This window comes from Nocardia pseudovaccinii (genome assembly GCF_050942345.1).
Lineage (GTDB): Bacteria > Actinomycetota > Actinomycetes > Mycobacteriales > Mycobacteriaceae > Nocardia > Nocardia pseudovaccinii.
Genome location: NZ_CP192074.1, coordinates 1,052,551 through 1,072,322 on the forward strand (window position 1 = coordinate 1,052,551; position 19,772 = coordinate 1,072,322).

The 19,772-nt window shown below is 64.2% G+C and carries 23 protein-coding genes; 11 read left to right on the plus strand and 12 right to left on the minus strand.

Going from position 1 to position 19,772, the window contains the following annotated elements; all coding sequences use genetic code 11:
• Positions 1-63: 63 nt before the first annotated feature.
• Positions 64-1,146, minus strand: coding sequence for a DUF6585 family protein (locus ACQPZ2_RS04825; protein ID WP_433524480.1), 1,083 nt, complete (start codon positions 1,144-1,146; stop codon positions 64-66).
• A gap of 218 nt (positions 1,147-1,364) precedes the next feature.
• Positions 1,365-2,354 (minus strand): SMP-30/gluconolactonase/LRE family protein, encoded by a 990-nt coding sequence (locus ACQPZ2_RS04830; RefSeq protein WP_433524481.1) that lies wholly within the window; start codon positions 2,352-2,354, stop codon positions 1,365-1,367.
• 123 nt (positions 2,355-2,477) lie between these two features.
• On the opposite strand from ACQPZ2_RS04830, the gene ACQPZ2_RS04835 reads away from it, so the two are divergent.
• The gene (locus tag ACQPZ2_RS04835; RefSeq protein ID WP_433524482.1) at positions 2,478-2,936 is read left to right on the plus strand and encodes a MarR family winged helix-turn-helix transcriptional regulator; all 459 of its coding nucleotides are present in this window, start codon (positions 2,478-2,480) and stop codon (positions 2,934-2,936) included.
• A gap of 718 nt (positions 2,937-3,654) precedes the next feature.
• Here ACQPZ2_RS04835 and ACQPZ2_RS04840 read toward each other — a convergent pair.
• Complete coding sequence (locus ACQPZ2_RS04840; RefSeq protein ID WP_433527325.1) at positions 3,655-4,746, minus strand: DUF1152 domain-containing protein; 1,092 nt, start codon at positions 4,744-4,746, stop codon at positions 3,655-3,657.
• 39 nt (positions 4,747-4,785) lie between these two features.
• On the opposite strand from ACQPZ2_RS04840, the gene ACQPZ2_RS04845 reads away from it, so the two are divergent.
• The 6 genes from ACQPZ2_RS04845 to ACQPZ2_RS04870 all read left to right on the plus strand — a co-directional run bounded on the left by ACQPZ2_RS04845 (position 4,786) and on the right by ACQPZ2_RS04870 (position 7,743).
• Positions 4,786-5,565, plus strand: coding sequence for a GntR family transcriptional regulator (locus tag ACQPZ2_RS04845; protein ID WP_433524483.1), 780 nt, complete (start codon positions 4,786-4,788; stop codon positions 5,563-5,565).
• A 115-nt stretch (positions 5,566-5,680) separates the two neighbouring features.
• On the plus strand, positions 5,681-6,169 hold the full coding sequence (locus tag ACQPZ2_RS04850; protein WP_433524484.1) for a hypothetical protein: 489 nt from the start codon (positions 5,681-5,683) through the stop codon (positions 6,167-6,169).
• The gene (locus ACQPZ2_RS04855) at positions 6,169-6,648 is read left to right on the plus strand and encodes a DNA-directed RNA polymerase subunit beta (RefSeq protein ID WP_433524485.1); all 480 of its coding nucleotides are present in this window, start codon (positions 6,169-6,171) and stop codon (positions 6,646-6,648) included. Before ACQPZ2_RS04850 ends, ACQPZ2_RS04855 begins: the two co-directional genes overlap by 1 nt.
• 72 nt (positions 6,649-6,720) lie before the next feature.
• The gene (locus ACQPZ2_RS04860; protein WP_433524486.1) at positions 6,721-6,987 is read left to right on the plus strand and encodes a hypothetical protein; all 267 of its coding nucleotides are present in this window, start codon (positions 6,721-6,723) and stop codon (positions 6,985-6,987) included.
• Positions 6,984-7,328, plus strand: coding sequence for a hypothetical protein (locus tag ACQPZ2_RS04865; RefSeq protein WP_433524487.1), 345 nt, complete (start codon positions 6,984-6,986; stop codon positions 7,326-7,328). Before ACQPZ2_RS04860 ends, ACQPZ2_RS04865 begins: the two co-directional genes overlap by 4 nt.
• 10 nt (positions 7,329-7,338) lie before the next feature.
• Complete coding sequence (locus ACQPZ2_RS04870; RefSeq protein ID WP_433524488.1) at positions 7,339-7,743, plus strand: hypothetical protein; 405 nt, start codon at positions 7,339-7,341, stop codon at positions 7,741-7,743.
• Positions 7,744-7,785: 42 nt separating this feature from the next.
• Here ACQPZ2_RS04870 and ACQPZ2_RS04875 read toward each other — a convergent pair whose 3' ends face one another.
• From ACQPZ2_RS04875 to ACQPZ2_RS04895, 5 genes are all read right to left on the minus strand, one after another.
• A complete protein-coding gene (locus ACQPZ2_RS04875) occupies positions 7,786-8,217 on the minus strand; it encodes a nitroreductase family deazaflavin-dependent oxidoreductase (RefSeq protein WP_433524489.1) in 432 nt (143 codons plus the stop codon).
• A gap of 64 nt (positions 8,218-8,281) precedes the next feature.
• A complete protein-coding gene (locus ACQPZ2_RS04880) occupies positions 8,282-9,142 on the minus strand; it encodes an alpha/beta hydrolase family protein (protein ID WP_433524490.1) in 861 nt (286 codons plus the stop codon).
• A gap of 30 nt (positions 9,143-9,172) precedes the next feature.
• A complete protein-coding gene (locus ACQPZ2_RS04885) occupies positions 9,173-9,805 on the minus strand; it encodes a TetR/AcrR family transcriptional regulator (RefSeq protein WP_040696569.1) in 633 nt (210 codons plus the stop codon).
• A 227-nt stretch (positions 9,806-10,032) separates the two neighbouring features.
• The gene (locus tag ACQPZ2_RS04890) at positions 10,033-10,827 is read right to left on the minus strand and encodes an HAD-IIA family hydrolase (protein ID WP_433524491.1); all 795 of its coding nucleotides are present in this window, start codon (positions 10,825-10,827) and stop codon (positions 10,033-10,035) included.
• Between the two features lie 57 nt (positions 10,828-10,884).
• Complete coding sequence (locus ACQPZ2_RS04895) at positions 10,885-11,268, minus strand: DUF2867 domain-containing protein (RefSeq protein ID WP_433524492.1); 384 nt, start codon at positions 11,266-11,268, stop codon at positions 10,885-10,887.
• A 60-nt stretch (positions 11,269-11,328) separates the two neighbouring features.
• Here ACQPZ2_RS04895 and ACQPZ2_RS04900 point away from each other — a divergent pair, with 60 nt between their 5' ends.
• Positions 11,329-11,916, plus strand: coding sequence for a TetR/AcrR family transcriptional regulator (locus ACQPZ2_RS04900; RefSeq protein WP_433524493.1), 588 nt, complete (start codon positions 11,329-11,331; stop codon positions 11,914-11,916).
• A 16-nt stretch (positions 11,917-11,932) separates the two neighbouring features.
• On the opposite strand, the gene ACQPZ2_RS04905 is transcribed toward ACQPZ2_RS04900, so the two are convergent.
• The 3 genes from ACQPZ2_RS04905 to ACQPZ2_RS04915 form a co-directional block, all read right to left on the minus strand.
• Positions 11,933-12,571, minus strand: coding sequence for a TetR/AcrR family transcriptional regulator C-terminal domain-containing protein (locus ACQPZ2_RS04905; RefSeq protein ID WP_433524494.1), 639 nt, complete (start codon positions 12,569-12,571; stop codon positions 11,933-11,935).
• Positions 12,568-13,446 carry an alpha/beta fold hydrolase gene (locus tag ACQPZ2_RS04910; protein WP_433524495.1) on the minus strand — a complete coding sequence of 293 codons (879 nt, stop codon included), beginning with the start codon at positions 13,444-13,446 and terminating at the stop codon, positions 12,568-12,570. Before ACQPZ2_RS04910 ends, ACQPZ2_RS04905 begins: the two co-directional genes overlap by 4 nt.
• 99 nt (positions 13,447-13,545) lie before the next feature.
• Positions 13,546-15,597 carry a prolyl oligopeptidase family serine peptidase gene (locus ACQPZ2_RS04915; protein WP_433524496.1) on the minus strand — a complete coding sequence of 684 codons (2,052 nt, stop codon included), beginning with the start codon at positions 15,595-15,597 and terminating at the stop codon, positions 13,546-13,548.
• A 169-nt stretch (positions 15,598-15,766) separates the two neighbouring features.
• Here ACQPZ2_RS04915 and ACQPZ2_RS04920 point away from each other — a divergent pair, with 169 nt between their 5' ends.
• The 3 genes from ACQPZ2_RS04920 to ACQPZ2_RS04930 all read left to right on the plus strand — a co-directional run bounded on the left by ACQPZ2_RS04920 (position 15,767) and on the right by ACQPZ2_RS04930 (position 19,260).
• Complete coding sequence (locus tag ACQPZ2_RS04920) at positions 15,767-16,741, plus strand: dipeptidase (RefSeq protein ID WP_433524497.1); 975 nt, start codon at positions 15,767-15,769, stop codon at positions 16,739-16,741.
• A 347-nt stretch (positions 16,742-17,088) separates the two neighbouring features.
• Positions 17,089-18,489: a dihydrolipoyl dehydrogenase gene (gene lpdA, locus ACQPZ2_RS04925; protein ID WP_387294657.1), complete on the plus strand. Its 1,401-nt coding sequence runs from the start codon at positions 17,089-17,091 to the stop codon at positions 18,487-18,489.
• Positions 18,490-18,558: 69 nt separating this feature from the next.
• Positions 18,559-19,260, plus strand: a complete 702-nt coding sequence (locus ACQPZ2_RS04930) for a polysaccharide deacetylase family protein (protein ID WP_433524498.1) — start codon at positions 18,559-18,561, stop codon at positions 19,258-19,260.
• A 5-nt stretch (positions 19,261-19,265) separates the two neighbouring features.
• Here ACQPZ2_RS04930 and ACQPZ2_RS04935 read toward each other — a convergent pair whose 3' ends face one another.
• Entirely contained in the window at positions 19,266-19,682 is a 417-nt protein-coding gene (locus ACQPZ2_RS04935) for a PPOX class F420-dependent oxidoreductase (protein WP_433527326.1), read from the minus strand.
• Positions 19,683-19,772 lie beyond the last annotated feature (90 nt).

Below are 19,772 nucleotides of genomic sequence, written 5' to 3' on the forward strand. Positions count from 1 at the left end.
GACGATGAATGGAATGGCGAAGCCGAACGATCAAGGCTATTGGTTCGGTGGAAGGGGCGGGGGTTAATTCGAGGCGGCGCTCAGGTCTTGGGTGGGGCGGTTGGTTTTTTGGGGGGTGCCCTTGGCCGCTGGGGTGGGGGGTTCGATTTGTTGTTCGGCGGCTGTCTCCGGCGCATTGCCGACTGTCGGATCGGAGTCGATTACCGGCGTGGGTGGGTTGGGTTCGACTACCGGCGTGAGTGGATCGGAGTCGACGGCCGGGGTGGCTGCATCGGGTTCGGCGGCCGGTGTGCCGGTCGGCAGTTCGAGATCCGCAGGTTCGGTTGCGGCCGATTCGGCGGCGAACTCCGCGGCGGCGGCCAGGCGTAGGCGTTCGGCGAGTTCGTTGAAGATGTAGAAGTTGGGGATCTGGCCGACGGGGGTGAGCGAGACCCAGCTGCCGTCGACCTTCATGCGGACCAAACCGCTTCGGGCATCGATCAATTGGATCTGTTCCCAGGCGTAGGCCCGGCTGTGGAAATAGAGTGCGGCCAGGTCGAGGGCGATTTCGCCGAAATGGACGGTCGCGCCGTCATCGATGGCGGCAACGGCGCGGGGGAGCTGGGCCAAGGTGACGGCCGACTGGATGGCCCTGCCCCACTCACGCGCGTCGCCGAACAGGATGTCGTCGAATGCGGCCTCGGCGCCGTCGGGGCCCGACATCCGCAGCGAGTACTCGGTGTGAGCGGAATTCTGGAACGGGATGACCTGCTGACGCACTTCGGCACTGTCCCAGCGGAACCCGGCCACCTGCTCACCGGAGCGGTACACGGTCATGCCGACATCGAAAAGATCCAGCCGCGCGGTGCGGTGCCGCCGATTGCGCCGCCCGCGGAAGAATGCCAGCGATGCGGGCACCAGGCCGAGGAGACCGACCGCGAGCGCACCGGGATAGGCCCCGACCGTCACACAGATGACTCCCACGGCCGTGAACCCGCCCGCGACGATCCCGCAGCCACGCACGAAAGTATCGCTCGCAGGCGCCGGTAGAAAGGTCTGTCGGTGCGTGCCGAGCTTCTGATATTCGGCCATCAAGTGGATCAGCTGCGACAGTGGAACCTTTTGTGGCCCGCCGGTTCCGACATCGCCATGGCTCGGAGTGGTCAATTGTCCCTCCATGAGGCGGTTTTCCTCCGCGGCGAAGCGTATGACACTCGCCCGAAGGTCGCCACCCCAGCCGCGTGCCCGGTCAGTCGGCCGAGCTTACGTCATCGCGGCGGCATACCTGCGATGGGTTCGGGCGTTTCGTCGTGATTTAGATCAAGTTGTCATATGGCGAATAGGCCGATGGCCGGCCCGTTGAACGAACCGGCCGCGCGGCGGGATCAGATTCCGTCGACTGTCAGGACGGCGAACGGTGTGGTCGGGGTGCCGGGCCCCATCGGCCCGCCCTTATCGAATTGAGAAGAGACGACCAGCGTTCGACCATTGCTGCGTACCAATGTGGTGGGAATGCGCAGGGCGTCGTCGGTGAGTGTGCGTTCCAGCTCGACGGTCGCGCCGTCATCACTGATCTTCCAGCGGGTAATGGTGTTGCTCGCATTCTGGGCCGCCCACAGCGTGCTGCCGTGCAGTTCCAGTCCGTCACCGTGTTTCAGATCGGCGCCGCGCATGGTCACCTTGCGAATTTCCGGCGAATTCGCCGCGGTCGCAACGCGATACAGCTCACCGGAGTTCATATCGACGATCAGCAGATAGCGGCCGGAATCATCGGACACGATACCGTTCAAGGTAAATGCGTCCGGCGCGTGCGGGCCGACAATGTTGCTCAGGTCGAATTGTGTTGTCAGATCGGCCTTTCCGCCGTGTGCCGCGGTGACCTGCTCCGGGGTGACCCGGTAGACCACCGGTCGCAGGCTGTCGGTCAGATATGCGCTGCCGTCCGGCGTAATGGCCAGATCATTGACCAGGCTCGGTTCGGTGCCGGTGATATCGAAGCGGGCGACCAGCGCACGGCTGCTGGTGTCGTACACCGCGACTCCGGTGGTCGAGTCGATTACCCACAGTCTTCCTGCCGTATCGACTTTCAAACCATTGGCGGTTTTGCGGCCGTCGGTCCCCTCGGGCAGGAAGATTTCGGCCCGCGCGGCGCCGGGTGTTGCGCGGTAGACGGCGCCGTTGGCGTATGAGCCGACGTAGGTGTCTCCGGTGCGGGGATCGACGGCGATGCCCTCCGGGTAAACGCGATCACCGGGCAGTTCGTAGGCGGTGCCGATGTGGGTCGCCGGTTGGGTCACGGCCTCCGTCGCGGTGCCGCACGCCGTGACGGCGGTGCAGGCAATGGCGGTGGCGATGGTCGAGATGGTGCGGAACATGCTCGTGGCTCCTGATAGTCGAACATCCGGATGTATTCACATCTTAGAATGTGCACGAACTTATATTAGAACTCTAATCAACGTCAAGAGTCTAATCAGTGGACGGGCAGTTACCATGCGGATATGACGTCCATGCACTCCTCCGAGCGCCTCGGCTCGTATATCAAGCGCGCCGAACAGGCCCTCAACTCGGCGAAGAGCGCGGCGCTCAAACCGGCGGGCCTCACCGTTCCCCAGTACGGGGCCCTGCTGTTCCTCATCGAAAATCCGGGCATCAATGCCGCCGCGCTGGCCCGGCTGTGCGGGGTGACCCCGCCGACCATGAATACGATCCTGACCAATCTCCTGGACCGCGGCCTCATCGAGCGCACCCCGCATGCCTGGCACAAGAACGTCCTGGAGACCCGTCTCACCGAAGCGGGGGCGGCGCTCGCGCGGGAGGCGGACGTGAATGCTGTCCGCGTGGAACGCGCATTGGCCGACGAGTTCACCGAGGCCGAACATGCCGCGCTGCGCGAACTGCTCACCCGCTGCGCCGACCTGCTCGACTCCATCCGCCCCGAATCCGCGCCGAAAAAATAGCTCCCGATCGGATCGACCCGGCAGCTATTGGGGCACAGGCGTTTTCGCGCCGAAACGACCACCGCCGTTTCGGCGCGTGCCGGTCGGCGCAGGGTTGCGACGCCGAGCGCGAGGGCGACGAAGCCGACCGCGGCGGAGGTCCAGGGGAGCCAGCTACGATCTGGAGCAACGTTTCCCCGGCCTGCTCGGCGCGATCATCAACGGTTCGCAATCCTGACCAGAGCACATCGACCGCCTGCCGTTCAAACGCCCCAAAAGTATTGGCTTTACCGGCGATCCCGTAACAGGTGCACTTGGGGTGGGCACAAGCCTTGAACGTCACTCGGGGGTGGGGACAATGAACGGATTCATGGTCGTGATCGTGATCGGCATCGTGCTGTTGTTCGGCGCGCTCGTGATCATCAATCTCGCGAACCGCGACAGTCGGGGGCGCCGCAACCGTCGCAGTCGAAGTGGATGGGCCGCAGGCAGCGGTGGTGACGCAGGCGGCGGCGGTTGCGGCGGCGGCTCCAACTGTGGCGGCGGTTCGAGCTGTGGTGGGGGCTCGAGCTGTGGTGGGGGCTCGAGCTGTGGTGGGGGCTCGAGCTGTGGTGGGGGCGGTGGTGGTGGTTGCGGTGGCGGCAGCTGATTCATTCCGGCAGCAGACTCTGAAATGCGCTGTCCACCAACATCCGGACGACCACTCCTACGCATCGTGGCCAGTTTCCCAATTTGCCGGTCAGGGGGAAATTGGCCGCACCATATACAGAGGCGGCTTGAAGTTGTCTGATCGACAGCGAGCCAGCTTGGCGCGCAACGCTTCTGTTGCAGATGGTTCAGTCGCGTGAGTCATTTCGATGACGCGGCGCACCGTGAGAGCGTCAATGCCACGGGCGCTGGCGTCGGCCGAGTAACCGTCGATGAAGTCGAGCGTGTCCGGTGTGGGCATCTGAGGTCGGCGACGGTGCGCCAGGCGTTCGCGCTCGATGTCGATGTCACTGTATCCGCGGCGCTCTCGCAGCAACCGCTCGATCTCTTCGAGAGAGGATGTCCGCGTGAGCAATACCGCCAGTGACGATTTCGCAAGGGCAGTGGCCGAAATCTGGTAGATGCGCGTCGCCATGTCGGTGACCTCGACGACGATATTGCGCTGGGTCTCGACGGAGCCGCGCCATCCGGACGCGGCCACGGCCAGCAGAGCATTGGCCTCCGATGGGTGCCACGACCAGATGCTCGCGAATCCTTCCGCGTCCCTGGCTATCAGGTCATCTACATGCTCCGCATCCAGAGCGTTCAATCGGCCGTCGAGTTCTGCTCGGGACAATTCGCCGTCAAGTCCGACACCAGCTACGAACACTCGAGTTGGCAGCCCGGACGTAAGCGCGGCGGCCAAGGCAACGGAGTCGGCGAGCGGACTCCGCAACCCCGGCTCATTTCCAGCAGCCAAGATGTCGCCGCCCGTGTCGATCACCACGATCTCGTTAGCGTCGAAGGTGTCTGCCGCGCAACGGATCTGATGCGCGAGACCGTTGGCCCCGGCCGCGATGTCCATCAGGAGTAGCGGTTGTGCGACATGCTCCGCGAGGCGCGGAAGTGTCGATTTCCCGTCGGCGCACAGGGCCGCCGTGGGTGGCACCTCGGACACTCCGCCGCGGTCGATCAACCCGTGGAAGTCGGCTTGCGTCCTGGGACCAGGTGCCGGGTCGCTCATCAACCGATCCCATGAATAGCTCATGATGGCTGCCACGCCCAGGGCTGGCATTTTGTCGGCGAGCATGGCCGCCGTGACCGCGTCGCCGCCCCCACCCGCAGCGATCGCTACTGTCGTCATCGTCGTTCGCCAACCAATCCGCGACTCATAAACTGGCCAGTGGCATATGGTACTCAGACCAAGGATGAAGTGTTGCCCGAGATCGAAGAGGTACTTCCGAAATACCTGCAAATCGCAGGATACCTGCGGGATCAGATCGTTCGTGGCGACCTGCCGCCAGGCGCGGAGGTTCCATCCGAACGGGAACTGGCCGCCGCATGGAATGTATCCAGGCCGACTGCAACCAAGGCTTTGCAGGCGCTGCGGCAGCAGGGACTGGTCGAATCACGCCGCGGGTCGGGCACGTTCGTCCGCGAATCGAATGCCGCGCCGCGAGCGCGTGAACGTTTCGAGCGTGCCGCGACGATGGGCACGATGTACTCCGACACCGAGCGTGTCGAGTTCCCACTCGTCGGCAAAGTGGACGCGCCCGACTATGTAGCGACTGCGCTCGAACTCGACGAGGGCAGCTCTGTCGTGCGGCGGCGGCGCATCATATACAACGAGGTGAGCGGCCCTACGGAGCTATCTACATCGTGGTTTCCGGCGGCCCTGGCCGATTCCGCGCCGCGCCTGCTGGTCGCCGAGCGGATACGGGGCGGCACGTTCCCGTATCTCGCCGACGTCCTCGGTATGCGCGCTGCCTATGCCCGCGATCAGGCGTGCGCTCGGACAGCCAGCGCAGACGAGTTGGCGGCGCTCGATCTGCCGGATGCGTCACCGGTCTTGGTTCACTGGCTGGTGGCCTACGCCTCCGACGACAGTCCGATTCAGTTCGATGAGGCGGTGTATCCGCCGCAACGGTGGGCGTTCCGCCAGGAGTACCCGATAAATTTCTGACCGACATTGCTATCTCGCCGAAATATTTCCCGACTTCCGTAAGTGGCATATGCCACTAACTGGATAGCGGCATACTCCAATTGGGATGAAATGGAACCTATCTGGGGAGACCGCAATGCCAAACCACGCATTACCGAATCGGGCCGCACCATGCATTGGGCCGCAACGTCCCGTGTACTGCGACGCGTCGGCCGAGGCCCTGACGCGCTTCATCGGTGCCCTCGATGAGTGGGAGCCCCCAATCGGGGTTGCCATAGACACCGCAGGTTCTGGACTGGAGCCGAACGCGATCGGCGTGGTGCGCTGGGACACCACCGTGGAGGGCGCGTCGACCGCCGCAGAGCTGAAACAAATAGCGGCAGAGCACAATTACTTCCTCATCGAGGTCGTCATGTTCGACCTCGGCTCCCGCGCCGCAGAGCTGCTGTTGTCACAACATATCGGCGACGCTGAATCCGTCGCCGTGCTCACACCCAGCATCGAGCACGTCGGCGAGCTGAAGCGGGCGATCACTCTTGTATGCGACCTGGTCACCCCAGAGCAGGTGTATCCGTGCGGTCACCAATGGCCGCCGACCCTGACCATCGTGGATGGTGGCCGGTGATGGGCGAGTCGATACCGGATCTGCTGGCCGACACTCCTACCAGTCGATGTTTGTTCTATCGGCAGATCTGTGGGCTTGCGGCTGGAGTCGATCCCGCTATCGGGCGGATCACAGTGCGGGCGGGCAGCGTATCCGCGGTCACCATGCCGGGCACGCTCGGTCAGATGGTCAAGGCGCACATGCAGACTCGGCAGTGCGCTGTCGGTCCGATTATCTCCCATCCCCGCTCGCGACGATGGACGTTCATCGTCCGGCCCGACCTGCCCGACGACGTGCCATTGTTCTCAGAGTTGTTCCGGCTCAACGTCACTGTTGCCAGGTTCGGTGCGCAGATCGCGTTGCCATCGCCCGCTGACGGGCATGCCGGACTGCGGGTGTGGATCGAACCGCCACGTGACACGTTCCGGCCCTCCGGAGTCGCCGTGGTCGAGGCGATCCGTATGTGCGTAGGTATTCGTCCACCGGGAGCCGACCGATGACCAACAGCCCGGACCCGGCCAAAGTAATCGGGGTTTTCTCGCTCGATGTGAGCGATCCAAGCCTGCTACGAGATGAACGCATCGGCCTATCGGCGCAGACCGATCGCAGCGCCCACCGTCATGGGTGAGCAGGTGTCCCCGCTGCCGAGTGACCCGGATGTCCACCTGTCTGTATTCCTGCACGGTGCCCGGTTCGACTTCGCTGCCTGCCTCACTGCCGCGCTGATCTTCGTAGCGGACTGGCGCGCTCACCACTACCCCGATGCGGTGACAGTGATTCCTGGACACACGCATGGCCTGCCTCGCCTGCCCAACGAACGGCTGTACCTCGAACCATGAAAGGCACGGCAAAGCCTGTGTTTGCTCAATTACCTGGATTCCGTGGGGGAATCATGCAAATTGCCAACAAGCGCCTGCTCTTCGTGACAGCTGCCTGCGTTGCAGCTGTGATGGCTGCCATCGGCCCGGCGGAGGCCGTCACAATCCAGCAATGCGAGGAGGCGGGTGGCGTGGTCATTCGGTGCGCTGAGCAGCCCGTGACCAAGAATGACAAAATCGCCTGCCCGGCACCAGGCAAGACAATCCGACTGTGGTGCGTCGGGTCGCGGTTCTACACCATGCCGGACGGCTCACCGATGGAGGTCTTCGATACCGGCGGCAACAGCAAGTACGGGCGATAGTGTCGATGCCATGACCTCACGATTTGGTTCCGTTACCACGATCACGGGGGCGAGTCCGGCAGTGATTTCGCTACTGCGTCGCGCCGCGCAGGTCGCCGAACAACATGGCCGCAACGCTCTGGCACCCGAGGATCTGCAAGTAGCTCTGCTTCAGGGCATTCCATGGTCGACACTCGAGGTGTGGTGGCCGCGGGTCGGCGGAAAACCGTTGCAGCGTGGCGCCATCAACGATTTCGATCCGTCTGCGCCGCAGCAGGCGTTGACCTACACGGAACTGGTGGAGTTGGTGGCCTCGATGGTGCCTGGCCCGGCCGGGCGGGACGAGTTGAACCCGGCAGAGCCGGTCGCTGTCACCTACGAGCTGTCGGGGCCGGATGCCCGCGAGTTCCGAGCACAGATCGACGGGTCTGAATAAGAGGGGAGCCCACAGTCAACAGGCTGAGGCTCCCAGCCACACTTAGGAATTGCCGTTAGTAGGAGCCAGGATGACCACTGGGATCTGCCAGGAGACCTTGGCCTGGAAGTCGGCGAGGAATGGTGCGTCGACCAGCTTGCTTTCCCAAAGCTGTTGCCGCTCATCACCTTCCGCAACCGATGCGACCACCGGCCACGATTCGGTACCGACTTCGACGACGGCCTCGGGGTGCGCGGTCAGATTGTGGTACCACCCCGGACGATTCGGCCGTCCGCCGTTTGCGGCGTAGACCACGACCCGGTCACCGTCGCGCTGAAAAGCCAGTGGCCAGGTTCGGGATTCGCCCGTACGGGCGCCGGTGGTGGTCAGCAGTAGCAGCGGTATGTTCGCGAACTGCCCGCCGACCTTTCCCGCATTGGCGCGGAATTCCGCGATGACATCCAGATGTAGTTGCCGCCGTTGCTCATTCGACACGAGCACCAGCCTATGACGGCTTGCTCGATTGCGCTTCGTCGCGACGTAGGCGCGCGGTCACCATCTAGCGGTCCCGCAACCACTTTTCGATTTGATCGACCGTGCTGCCGTACCGACGGATCCAGCCGTTGTGCCCCAACGGTTCCGGTTGTACCCAGGTGGTCACCTCGGCCTCGGGCATCTTGGCCAGCAGATGTGCGGCCGAACTGCTCGGCGTGAGATCGTCGCCGGTCATGGTGATGGACAGCACTGGCAGCTTCAATCTGGCGATCCGCTCCTCGTAGTCGATATCCGCATCGACCGGCACGAAGCGTCCGGTGCGAGCCAGCCGGGCCCAATCCGACATCAGCACCTTCGACTGGCGTCCGAACCCGCCGAGCGAGATCCGGTCGCCGGGCCAGAAGCCCGCCAGATTGGCCGTCAGCGATATGGCCGCGGTGCCTGCCAGCATGCCAGGACCCGAAATACCCCGGAATCCACGGTGATACGGGGTACCGGAGGCGATCAGGATCAGCCCACCCAGGCGGCCGCGGATCCGCGACGCGTACAGCACCGCGAGCTGGCCGCCCATGCTGTGGCCGAGCAGATACGGGGTGCTGTCCGGGAACCGGTCACGCACCACCGAGAAGATCGCCGGGAAGTCGACCGATGCCAGTTCGTGGTAGCCGAAGGTGCTCGCGGCGCTCGGACGCGGGCGACTGTCACCCGCGCCGCGCAGTTCACCGATCGCGGCATCGAAGCCGCGCGCGGCCAGCGCCTGGGCGAACAGTTCGTAGTACCCGGCCGGGACACCGAGGCCGGGCACCATCACCACCACCGGACGCGGCGCATCCGGGCGCACCGGATGTCGATGCGCACCGGTCGCCGGGAACAGCCGCACCGGCACGGTGGTGCCGTCCGGCATCTGGATGGGAACCGTCTCCATAGAGCGCACGCTAACCGACAGCCGCCGCAACTACGCGCCGACGGCACCCATGATCACTCGGCTGAGTACCCGGATCACGTCGTCCAGTGGCGGGCGCGGATCCGAACCGCTCCAGGAATCCACCACGTAGTTGACCGCGCCGATGATGGCCAGCACCCGCATCTCGTAATCGCCCGTTGGGATTTCGCCGTGCAACGCGGCATCCTCCGCGGCGCCGGCGAGTAGCGAGCCCCAGACGCGACGCAACTCCAGCCGGAACTTCTCCACCTTCGGCCCGGCGCCGACGACCTCCACCAGCGCCACCCGCGCCTTGCGCGGATCGGAGCCGATGGATTCGACGTAGGCGCGCACCGAGGCATCGATGATCTCCAGCGCGGTCGCATCGGATTTCTTCTCGAGGGCGGCGGTCACCGCATCGCGCGATTCCCTATCGATCTGCTCGTAGAGCTCGAGTAGGAGGGATTCGCGGCCGGTGAACTCCTCATAGAACTGCCTCGAGGAGAGCCCGGCGTCCTTACAGATAGCGCCGACCGAACTATTGGCGTAGCCATCGCGCGCAAAGACCGTCAGGCCCGATTCCAGAAAACGCGCACGCCGCTGACGTTGCCGGTCCTCTACGGGTTGCCCGGCATACATTCGTCCCGTATTCGCATCCTGTGACATTGGGGCAGACAATACCGAAGGGCCCGATCCCCTCGTCATCGATCGGGCCGTTCGTCTCAACCTTCGGCGAAACAGGTGTTAGCCGAAAGTTGGCCGCTCGGTTGCTATTGCGCTTACCGGATGCCGCTCTCCGATCTAACTGCTGCCACAGTGGGCGTCACTGACTGTTTGCCGCAACGGAGGATGCTGAGAGGTTCGGCACGCCGAAAGTGTTTTGCAGGACTTTTTTAGAATAATTCTTTCGACAGACCTTTCAGCAACGCGGGCAGTTCCGCGACGGAATCGATGACGTGTTCCGGTGCGGCCGAAGCCGCCGCCAGAACGGCGGGTCGGAATTTGCCGGTGCGCACCAGAACTCCGGTCATACCGGCGTGTTGGGCGGCGAGCACATCGGAGTGCAGATCGTCACCGATCATCAACACCTCGGCCGGCTCGAGACCCATAAGGTCGGCGCAGGTACGGAATCCGGCCGCCGCGGGCTTGCCGACCACCGCGATCTCGGCATTGCCCGCCGCCTCCAGCCCCGGCAGATACGCGCCCGCGTCGATCCGGAGCCCGGTATCGGTGGCCCAGGTCAGGCCGCTGTGCATCGCGACGACCGGAATGCCGTCCAGCATCAGCTCCGCCACCCGGCTCAGCGCGTCATGTGTGAATTCCACACCGGCGCCGCCGATTACGATGACATCCGGATCTTCGTCGTCGAGGGTCAGCTCGGCGAGGTCGGCCGCGATATCGCCGTGATTGAGCACCCACACGGCCGCATCCGGGTAGCGGCGGCCCACATATTCGCCGGCGAGCCGGGCGGCGGTGACGATCTCCGCGGTATCGACATCGAACCCGGCGTCGCGCAGTCGCTCGGCGATCTCATCGCAGGTGCGGGAGGTGGTATTGGTGAGAAACCTTCGGCGCAAACCACTTTCGCGCACGCGGCGCACGGCGTCGACCGCGCCGTCGATCTCGCGCCAGGAGGTCACCAGCACGCCGTCGATGTCGTAGAGCACACCGCGTATGTCGCCAGACATGGGTTCAGCCTACGACCGCGGAACAGAGGCGTCCCCGCATCCGTTCGAAACGGCGCGTCAGCGGGCGAAACTCCGGGCGGCGCGCGCAAGCATCCACGGCACGAGCCGACGGTGGAATGGCCGCACGACAGCGAAATACCCTCGGCCCCAGCGATTTCGATACTTGACCAGTGAAGTGATGGTGACCGTGCCGTCGTCGACGAGTACCGAGACGACAAAGTCGAGGACCGCCGTCGCATCGGCGGTCACATGCTCGCGTTCATCGCATTCGTGATCGGGAAAAGGGTTGCCGAAGAATATCTTTCGGGTCCAATTCCGAGGATCGATAGGAGCGCCCGGCGGCAACGCTATTTCGTAGGAATCGATGTAATCCCAATCGCTGCCCGACGAGCGCGCCAGGGTGGCTCGTTCGGGAATTTCGATCCGTCCATAAGTCGGCATCACATTCCTCCGATAGCCCATACGGGGCCGTATGGAATGACCATACGGTAGCGTACGGGAATGGCACAAGGGGATGCGACCGCCAAGACACGGCTCAGCGCCGACGATTGGGCACAGGCCGCACTGGACGCGCTGGCGGAGGGCGGTCTGGCGGCGGTCGCCGTCGAGCCCATCGCCAAGCGGCTCGGCACCACCAAGGGCAGCTTCTACTGGCATTTCAAGGACCGTGCGGCCCTCGTCGAGGCGGCACTGGCGCGCTGGGAGCAGCGCAGCACCGACGATGTGATCGCCGAGATCGCCATCGAGACCGATCCGGCCGAGCGGTTGCATCGACTCTTCGCCCAGGTCATCGACTACGCGGCGACCGGACGCATCGAATTGGCCCTATTGGCCTCGGCGGACCAGGCATCGGTCGCCGCGACACTGCGCCGGGTCGCCGACCGGCGCATCGAATACGTGGCTGAACTGCTAGGTGAATTGGGGCTGACCGCCGGACAGGCGCGGACCAGAGCGGTTGTCGCTGTGAGTATTTACCACGGCTTCAACCAATTGGCCCGCGTCTCCCCCGACGCGCTTCCGAGCACCGAGGCTGAGCGAAGGATGTTGGTGGACAGCGCATTCGAGAGTCTGCTGCCGAAGCAGCGCTGAATCATCTGCCTTCGAACTAGGTAGGGTCGGCGGTTTCGCTGAGATGTTTTGCGAAGCCGTCGAGCATTGCGGTGAGGCCGATTTCGAAGTGGTCGGTGTTTGCGGTGGCGTCGGCGGCTGCGGCGAGGGTGTTGTAGTCGGGGGTGTGCGGGGTGGGTTTGCGGCTGCGTTCGGCTGCCACGGCGGCCACGGTGTGGCTGAGGATGTGGCCGACTACGTATTCGCGCAGGCAGCGGGCGAATTGCAGGGCTACCGCGGGGGTGAAGCCGACGCCTTGTAGGCGTTCGACCATCCAGTTTCCGGTTTCGATTGCTGTGGTGCTGCGGACCGGTCTTGTCGCGAAGATCGGGACGGCGTTCGGGTGGCGGCGGAGGGTGGAACGTAGGCGGTGTGCGTAGGCGCTCATCAGGTCCGGCCAATCTTCCTGCCACGGAAGGGTTTCCATTTCGAGTTCGTCGAACATCGCCTCGGCGATGCCGTCGAACAGGTCCTGCTGGTCGGTGAAGTGCCGGTAGGCCGCCATCGGGTCGGCCCCCAGTGCCGCACCTAATTTCCGCATGGTGAAGCCGTCGAGTCCGGCCGTATCGATGACGGTCAGCGCCACCGCGGCAATATAGTCGCGATTCAGTGCGATCCGGGTAGTCGGCTTTTTCATGCGCTGATCAGCTCCACCAGCCGGGTGACGAACTCCTTCGGCTGCAACTGGTAGGGCACATGTCCGCCAGGGAATTCCACACAGTCGCGGCCGAGTTCGCCGGCCAGTGCGTGTGCGGCGACGTAGTACGGCTTGCCGACGCTCTCGCGTCCGGTCGCCAGCTGCCACGGCACCTCGGCCTGCCGGAGGGCGGCCAGGTCCGGGTGGTAGTCGAAGCAGAAGGCGGGCAGTTCGCGTCGCAGCAGCAGGTCGGCATTGTTCAGTTGGCGGGTCATGGTCGACGGCTGAGTCCGGGTGATCCGGCGAAGCGCGGCTCCGATCGCGAGCGATACGCGACTTGCACCGGCCAGCAGAGTTTGTCCCGGACTCGACCGAAGGATCCCTGGCACATTCGGCATGGTCATGACGCCGAATGCCGCGAACGCGCGCATCGGACTTTTCGCAACGGCGAGTGCGCCTATGTCGGCGATCTCCTGCCGCGCAGGGCTTTCGGCGGGCAGCAGTTGGACCAGCGGCGGTTCGTGCACGACTGCATCGATGAGCCGATCCGCGTGTGCGGCAAGTAGTTCGAGCGTGATGATCGCGGCGCCGCTGCTGCCGAAGACGTGTGCGCGCTCGATCGCGTAGGCGTCGAGGACCGCGATGACATCCGCCGCCTGCGTCGCGACATCGATCGCGGCGTGCGAATCCGTGAGCGGGCTTCGCGAATTGCCGCGCCGGTCGTAGGTGATGACGCGGTAGCGGTCGGCCAACAGGGGAACGACGGCCTCGTACATTCCGGCATCACCACCGCCACCGGAGATGAGGACCAGATCCGGTCCGGTTCCGGCCGCTTCGGTATGCAGTCGCGCGCCGGGGGTATCGACGATTCGCATGACGACTCCTTGTCTACGGCGTAGATCGAGTCTACATCGTAGACACACCGCCGCGACAAGTCGGTCCGGTGCAGGATGCACCGGGCCGGTTGAACCTGATTACCGCTCCATCAACGTCTGGGTGAAGAACTCGTAGATGAGTCCGGCCTGGAATGCCGACTGCTTGTTGTCGGCCGCACCGCCGTGGCCGCCCTCGATGTTCTCGTGGTACCAGATGGTGTGGCCCTGTTCCTCCAGCAGCGCCGCCATCTTGCGGGCATGGCCAGGGTGGACCCGGTCGTCGCGGGTGGAGGTGGTCAGCAGGATCGGCGGGTAGGCCGCGTCGGCGCGGACGTTCTGGTAGGGCGAGTACTTGCTGATGTACTCCCACTCCTCGGGCTTGTCCGGATCGCCGTATTCGGCCACCCACGACGCACCGGCCAGCAGCAGGTGATACCGCTGCATATCGAGCAGCGGGACCTGGCAGACGATGGCGCCGAACAGTTCCGGATAGCGGGTCAGCATGACACCCATGAGCAGGCCGCCGTTGCTGCCGCCGACCGCGCCCAGTTGTTCGTGCGTGGTGATACCGCGGGCCACCAGATCCTTGGCGATCGAGGAGAAGTCCTCATAGACCTTGTGCCGGTTGGCCTTCTGCACCGAGGTGTGCCACTGCGGGCCGTATTCGCCGCCGCCGCGGATATTGGTCATTACCCAGGTGCCGCCGCGTTCCAGCCAGCCCATGCCGGAGGCGCCGCTGTAGGCGGGGGTGCGGGATACCTCGAAGCCGCCGTAGCCGGACATCACCGTCGGGCCGGGGGTGTCCTTGCGGTCGCGGTGGCGGATCACGAAGTACGGCACCATGGTTCCGTCATCGGAGCGCGCGAAGAACTGCTCGGTCTCGATGCCATCGGCGTCGAAGAAGCCGGGTTCTTGTTTGAGTTGTTCGGTCCGGCCGCCGACCGCGCTGGCGAGCAGGGTGGCGGGAGTGGTGAATCCGCTTGTGGTCAGCATGAATTCGTCGCCGCCCTCCAGCGGGTCGAGATTCATCACGCTGGTGGTCGCCATCGGCGGGGTGTCGGCGAGCGGCTCCCGGCGCCAGCCGTCCGGACCTGGCGTGAGGACGTAGAGCTTGGTCTGCACGTCCTCGAGGGTGATCAGCAGCAGATGGTTCTCGGTCCAGCCGTAGCCGTGCAGTGAAGTGTGCTCGTCCGGGGTGAAAATCACCTCGAATTCCCGTGCACCGGAAAGGAATTTCTCGAAGTCCATGGCCAGCAGCGCACCGGCCGGGTAGGTCTTGTCACCGATTTCCCACGGCGACTTCAGCCGGACCAGGAACCAATCCTTGTACCAGGACTCGCTGGCATCGGTCGGTACATCGAGATGCCGCAGACTGCCGTCGCTTTCGAGCAGATACACCTCTTCGTTGAAGAAGTCGGTGGCGCGGCCGACGAAATGCCGTTCATAGCCGGGGGTCCGGTCGTAGCCTGCCGAGACCGCGACATCGCCTGCCTCGCCCTCGAATACCGTTTCGGCCTCGGTGAGCGGGGTGCCGCGCCGCCAGCGCTTGGCGATACGCGGATAGCCGGAGTCGGTGAGCGAACCCGGCCCGAAATCGGTGCCGACATACACCGAGTCGATATCGATCCAGCGGATCTCGGACTTCGCCTCGGTCAGGAAGTAACCGCGGTCGGCCGGATCGATGAATTCCCTTGTTTCGATATCGAATTCGCGCACGACCTTGGCATCCGCGCCGCCGCGGGACAGGCTGATGAGTGCACGCGACTGCTCCGGCCGCAGCACCGCGGCACCGCCCCACACCCAGTTCTCGCCCTCGGCGGTGCCGAGTGCGTCCAGGTCGATCAGCACGTCCCAGTCCGGCGCTTCCTTGGCGTATTCGGCGAAGGTGGTGCGCCGCCACAGCCCGCGCGGGTGTTCGGCATCGCGCCAGAAGTTGTAGAGCCAGCGGCCGCGGCGACCCGGGTAGGCGATCTTGGTATCGGTGTCGAGCATGTCCAGGATGCGGCGCTCGAGCTCGGTGAACCGATCGGAGCTGGCGAAACGCTCGACAACCAGCTCGTTGTGTGCGCGGGCGAAGTCGAGGGCCCGCTCATCGGTTACTTCTTCGAGCCACAGGTAGGGATCGGTCACAGTTTGCTCAACGCCCGTCATGTCCACATTGTTGCCGAGAGGCTTCAAAGGTGAGATATCACTCGATGAATCGGGCAATTCGGGCGGCCTGTTACCGGTTGCTCGACATCGGTTCGAGTAGTGACATACGTACCGGTCGGATCAGTAGGATCGCTGCTCCGATACCGAACCGAGGCGGAAGGTGGCCGGTTTGCCACAGTTTCTCTGGGAGCAGCACTGCTGCCTGCCATTACTGCATTCCGCTCGGATCGCCGACCTGGCGCGCTATCCGGTCGGGTCGTATTTATCGGTGAACGTCGGGTATTCACATCAGTCGACCGAGGATTCGCTCGCGCTGCTGCACAAGTTCCGCCGGGATGCGCTGGGCGACGGTCGGTTCCGGCTCGTCGAGCGGTTCGCCGATATCGGTGCCGCCGATACTATTTCGCTGGCCTTCGACCTGGAGGATTCGGGGCCGCTGGGCGGTGATCCGGATAACCTCGAAATGTTCTACGAACTGGGCGTTCGCTCAATGCTGCCGACGTACAACCACGCCAACGCGGCGGGTTGTGGCTGTCTCGATGCCACCGACACCGGACTCACCGCCTACGGCCGAGATCTGGTCCGCAAACAGAACGAGGTCGGCATATTCGTCGACGGTTCGCACTGCTCCCGCCGCACCGGACTGGACCTGGCCGAATGCACCGAAGTTCCGATGATCTACAGCCATTCCAATTTCGCCGCACTGTGGGCGCATCCGCGCAATATCACCGATGAACAGGCGCTGGCCTGTGCCCGGACCGACGGCGTTATCGGTATCAATGGAGTGGGAATCTTCCTGGGCCAGAATGCGATCGATGGCCGGGCCGAGCGAATCGCGGCAATGGCCGCGCATATCGAATACGGTGCGGAACTCGTCGGGATCGAACATATCGGCATCGGATCCGACTACTCCTTCGATGCCGAGGATTTCAACGACATGCTCACGCAGGATCCGGGGGCGTTTTCCGACGCGTACACCAAGTGGGGGCCGCTGCAGTGGGTACCGCCGGAAGATCTGCTCGGACTGAGCGAGCTGCCCGGATTGGACGCGGTACTCGCCGATCGCGGATTCAGTGCGGCCGATCGGGCGGCGGTATTCGGTGGCAACTTCGCCCGCATCGCGCAGCAGGTCTGGCGCGACTAAGACCCCTGGTCGCGCGATGGCGACAAGCGCCTCGGTTCGCACCGGGTTCGCTCGCGGATATGCGGCAGTGTGCGGTCTCGGTAAATAATGTTCACGAGACAGCCGCTGTGGTGTGCCGGGTGCACCAACCGGCGTGCTACGGAGTCGAGAGCCAATTGCTATTGAACCTGATGGCGGTGCGAGCGGATTTAGTTCACCGTCGAGCTGGGCCGCGCCCGACAGCCAGGGCGATATCCGTCCCCGTATCGGTCCGCGCACCCGAAAGCCGGGGCATCATGTGGCTCGTATCGCATAGTTGTGGGGGGACGGGTGGGTGAAGTTTGCTCGACAGAGTTAGGCTCGACGGCGTGACTTCCCATTACGACGTTGTCGTTCTCGGTGCCGGTCCTGGCGGTTATGTCGCCGCCATCCGCGCGGCACAACTTGGCCTCCGTACCGCGATCGTCGAGCAGAAGTATTGGGGTGGTGTCTGCCTCAATGTGGGCTGCATCCCTTCCAAGGCGCTGCTGCGCAACGCGGAACTCGCGCATATCTTCACCAAGGAAGCCAAGACCTTCGGCATCTCCGGCGACGTGAGCTTCGACTTCGGCGTCGCGTTCGACCGCAGCCGCAAGGTCGCCGACGGCCGGGTCAAGGGCGTCCACTTCCTGATGAAGAAGAACAAGATCGACGAGTTCGACGGTAAGGGCACCTTCACCGACGCGAACACCCTCTCGGTCGCCCTGTCCAGCGGCGGCACCGAGACGATCACCTTCTCGAATGTGATCATCGCCACTGGCACCGTCACCAAGCTGCTGCCGGGCACCTCGCTCAGCGCGAATGTGGTGACCTACGAGGAGCAGATCCTCACCCGCGACCTGCCCGGCTCGATCCTCATCGTCGGCGCGGGCGCGATCGGCATGGAGTTCGGCTACGTCCTGAAGAACTACGGCGTCGATGTGCGCATCGTGGAGTTCCTGGACCGTGCGCTGCCGAACGAGGACGCCGACGTCTCCAAGGAGATCACCAAGCAGTACAAGAAGCTCGGCATCACCATCACCACCGGTGCGGCCGTGCAGTCGATCGACGACGACGGCTCCAAGGTCACCGTGTCGATCAAGGACAACAAGACCGGCAACCTGGAGACGGTCACCGTCGACAAGGTGCTGCAGGCTGTCGGCTTCGCGCCCCGGGTCGAGGGCTACGGCCTGGAGAACACCGGTGTCGCGCTCGAGCGCGGCGCGATCGTCATCGACGACAACATGCGCACCAATGTGCCGCACATCTACTCCATCGGTGACGTGACCGGCAAGCTGCAGCTCGCCCACGTCGCGGAGGCCCAGGGCGTGGTCGCCGCGGAGACCATCGCCGGAGCGCCGACGGTCACCCTCGGCGACTACCGGATGATGCCGCGCGCCACCTTCTGCCAGCCGCAGGTCGCCAGCTTCGGCCTCACCGAGCAGCAGGCCCGCGACGAGGGCTACGACGTGAAGGTCGCCACCTTCCCGTTCACCGCCAACGGCAAGGCGCACGGCCTCGGCGATCCGACCGGTTTCGTCAAGCTGGTCGCCGACGCCAAGTACGGTGAACTGCTCGGCGGTCACCTCATCGGTCCGGATGTCTCCGAACTGCTGCCGGAGCTGACCCTGGCCCAGAAGTGGGACCTGACCGTCAACGAGCTGACCCGCAACGTGCACACCCACCCGACGTTGAGCGAAGCCCTGCAGGAAGCGTTCCACGGCCTCGCCGGCCACATGATCAACTTCTGATCCGTGTCGAAGACGGTGGTGTTCGGGCCGAAAGGTCCGGACGCCACCGTTTTTCATTGGAGCTGAACAATGCGACGCACATGGTTGATCGGTAGTGCGCTGGTGCTCGTGGTGGTGTTGGCGCTGGCGGTCGGCGGCTACTACCTGATGAACTCGCGCACCTTCCAACTGGCGGGGCGGTTGGTGAACCGGGTCGATACGACCGACAAAGTCGTCGCGTTGACGCTCGACGACGGGCCGACGGACAAAGCACCGGAAGTGCTGAAAGTCCTTGCCGAAGCCGGGATTCCGGCCACCTTCTATCTCATGGGCCGGGATCTGGCCGCGCATCCCGAATACGGCAGGGCCATTGCGCAGTCCGGCCACGAAATCGGCAATCACACCTACAGCCATCGGCGCATGGTGCTCGTCTCCGGCGATACCGTCCGCGACGAGATCGAACGAACCGACGCGGAAATCGCGAAAACCGGCTATCAGGGCCCGGTCACCTTCCGCCCGCCCTACGGCAAGAAACTCTGGGCCCTACCGAAGTACCTCTCCGACCACGACCGCACGACGATCACCTGGGATGTGGAACCCGACTCGGGCAAGCAGGCCGGTACCGACGCCATCGTCGCCGAAACCGTCTCCAAGGTGCGGCCCGGCTCCATCGTCCTACTGCATGTCATGGGCCAGTGGAACGAATCCCTCGCCGCCATTCCGCGCATAGTCGGCGAACTCCGTTCCGCCGGTTATCAATTCGTCACGGTGTCGGAGCTTCTGAAGCACTGAGATCGTCAGAGCATGCCGTAGGCGTGGGTGGGCGTCAGGCGAACGAGGGCACGGCGGTCGGTGACCATGGCCTTGCGGTATTCGTCCCAGTCGGGGTGCTCGCCCGAACCCGCTCGGTAGTAGCCGACCAGTTCGTCGACAGTGGAGTCGTCGGGGTCCGCGGCGACGGGCGTGAGATCGACGGTGCCCTCGATGACGGCGTAGGCGAAGAAGTCGTCGCGGGTGACGTGGATGGCGGCCCACGGATCGCGCACCAGATTGTGGTACTTGGCCCGGTCGGCGGTGATGGAGATGCGGATGATCCCGTCGTCACCGACCACATGCAGCACATTGGACAGCTGTGGGCGCCCATTGCGCCGGATCGTCGTGAGCACGGACCGCTTGGTGGTCCGCGCGAAATCAACAGCCGAGGAAATTTCCATACCCAGACCAACCCACCACAACGCCCCGGCCTTCCCCCTGGTCAGTTGATCACCATGTAACGGCTGCGGCATCGGCCGAGAGACCTCCAC

Excerpts from the sequence above, each read along its gene's own strand:
- ACQPZ2_RS04915 (WP_433524496.1), bottom strand. The coding sequence starts at position 15,597 with ATGACGGGCGTTGAGCAAACTGTGACCGATCCCTACCTGTGGCTCGAA.
- ACQPZ2_RS04885 (WP_040696569.1), bottom strand. The coding sequence starts at position 9,805 with ATGTCACAGGATGCGAATACGGGACGAATGTATGCCGGGCAACCCGTA.
- ACQPZ2_RS04910 (WP_433524495.1), bottom strand. The coding sequence starts at position 13,446 with ATGCGAATCGTCGATACCCCCGGCGCGCGACTGCATACCGAAGCGGCC.
- ACQPZ2_RS04895 (WP_433524492.1), bottom strand. The coding sequence starts at position 11,268 with ATGCCGACTTATGGACGGATCGAAATTCCCGAACGAGCCACCCTGGCG.
- ACQPZ2_RS04835 (WP_433524482.1), top strand. The coding sequence starts at position 2,478 with ATGACGTCCATGCACTCCTCCGAGCGCCTCGGCTCGTATATCAAGCGC.
- ACQPZ2_RS04930 (WP_433524498.1), top strand. The coding sequence starts at position 18,559 with ATGCGACGCACATGGTTGATCGGTAGTGCGCTGGTGCTCGTGGTGGTG.
- ACQPZ2_RS04900 (WP_433524493.1), top strand. The coding sequence starts at position 11,329 with ATGGCACAAGGGGATGCGACCGCCAAGACACGGCTCAGCGCCGACGAT.
- ACQPZ2_RS04865 (WP_433524487.1), top strand. The coding sequence starts at position 6,984 with ATGAAAGGCACGGCAAAGCCTGTGTTTGCTCAATTACCTGGATTCCGT.
- ACQPZ2_RS04905 (WP_433524494.1), bottom strand. The coding sequence starts at position 12,571 with ATGAAAAAGCCGACTACCCGGATCGCACTGAATCGCGACTATATTGCC.
- ACQPZ2_RS04850 (WP_433524484.1), top strand. The coding sequence starts at position 5,681 with ATGCCAAACCACGCATTACCGAATCGGGCCGCACCATGCATTGGGCCG.
- ACQPZ2_RS04870 (WP_433524488.1), top strand. The coding sequence starts at position 7,339 with ATGACCTCACGATTTGGTTCCGTTACCACGATCACGGGGGCGAGTCCG.
- ACQPZ2_RS04890 (WP_433524491.1), bottom strand. The coding sequence starts at position 10,827 with ATGTCTGGCGACATACGCGGTGTGCTCTACGACATCGACGGCGTGCTG.
- ACQPZ2_RS04855 (WP_433524485.1), top strand. The coding sequence starts at position 6,169 with ATGGGCGAGTCGATACCGGATCTGCTGGCCGACACTCCTACCAGTCGA.
- ACQPZ2_RS04935 (WP_433527326.1), bottom strand. The coding sequence starts at position 19,682 with ATGGAAATTTCCTCGGCTGTTGATTTCGCGCGGACCACCAAGCGGTCC.
- ACQPZ2_RS04830 (WP_433524481.1), bottom strand. The coding sequence starts at position 2,354 with ATGTTCCGCACCATCTCGACCATCGCCACCGCCATTGCCTGCACCGCC.
- ACQPZ2_RS04840 (WP_433527325.1), bottom strand. The coding sequence starts at position 4,746 with ATGACGACAGTAGCGATCGCTGCGGGTGGGGGCGGCGACGCGGTCACG.
- ACQPZ2_RS04880 (WP_433524490.1), bottom strand. The coding sequence starts at position 9,142 with ATGGAGACGGTTCCCATCCAGATGCCGGACGGCACCACCGTGCCGGTG.
- ACQPZ2_RS04860 (WP_433524486.1), top strand. The coding sequence starts at position 6,721 with ATGAACGCATCGGCCTATCGGCGCAGACCGATCGCAGCGCCCACCGTC.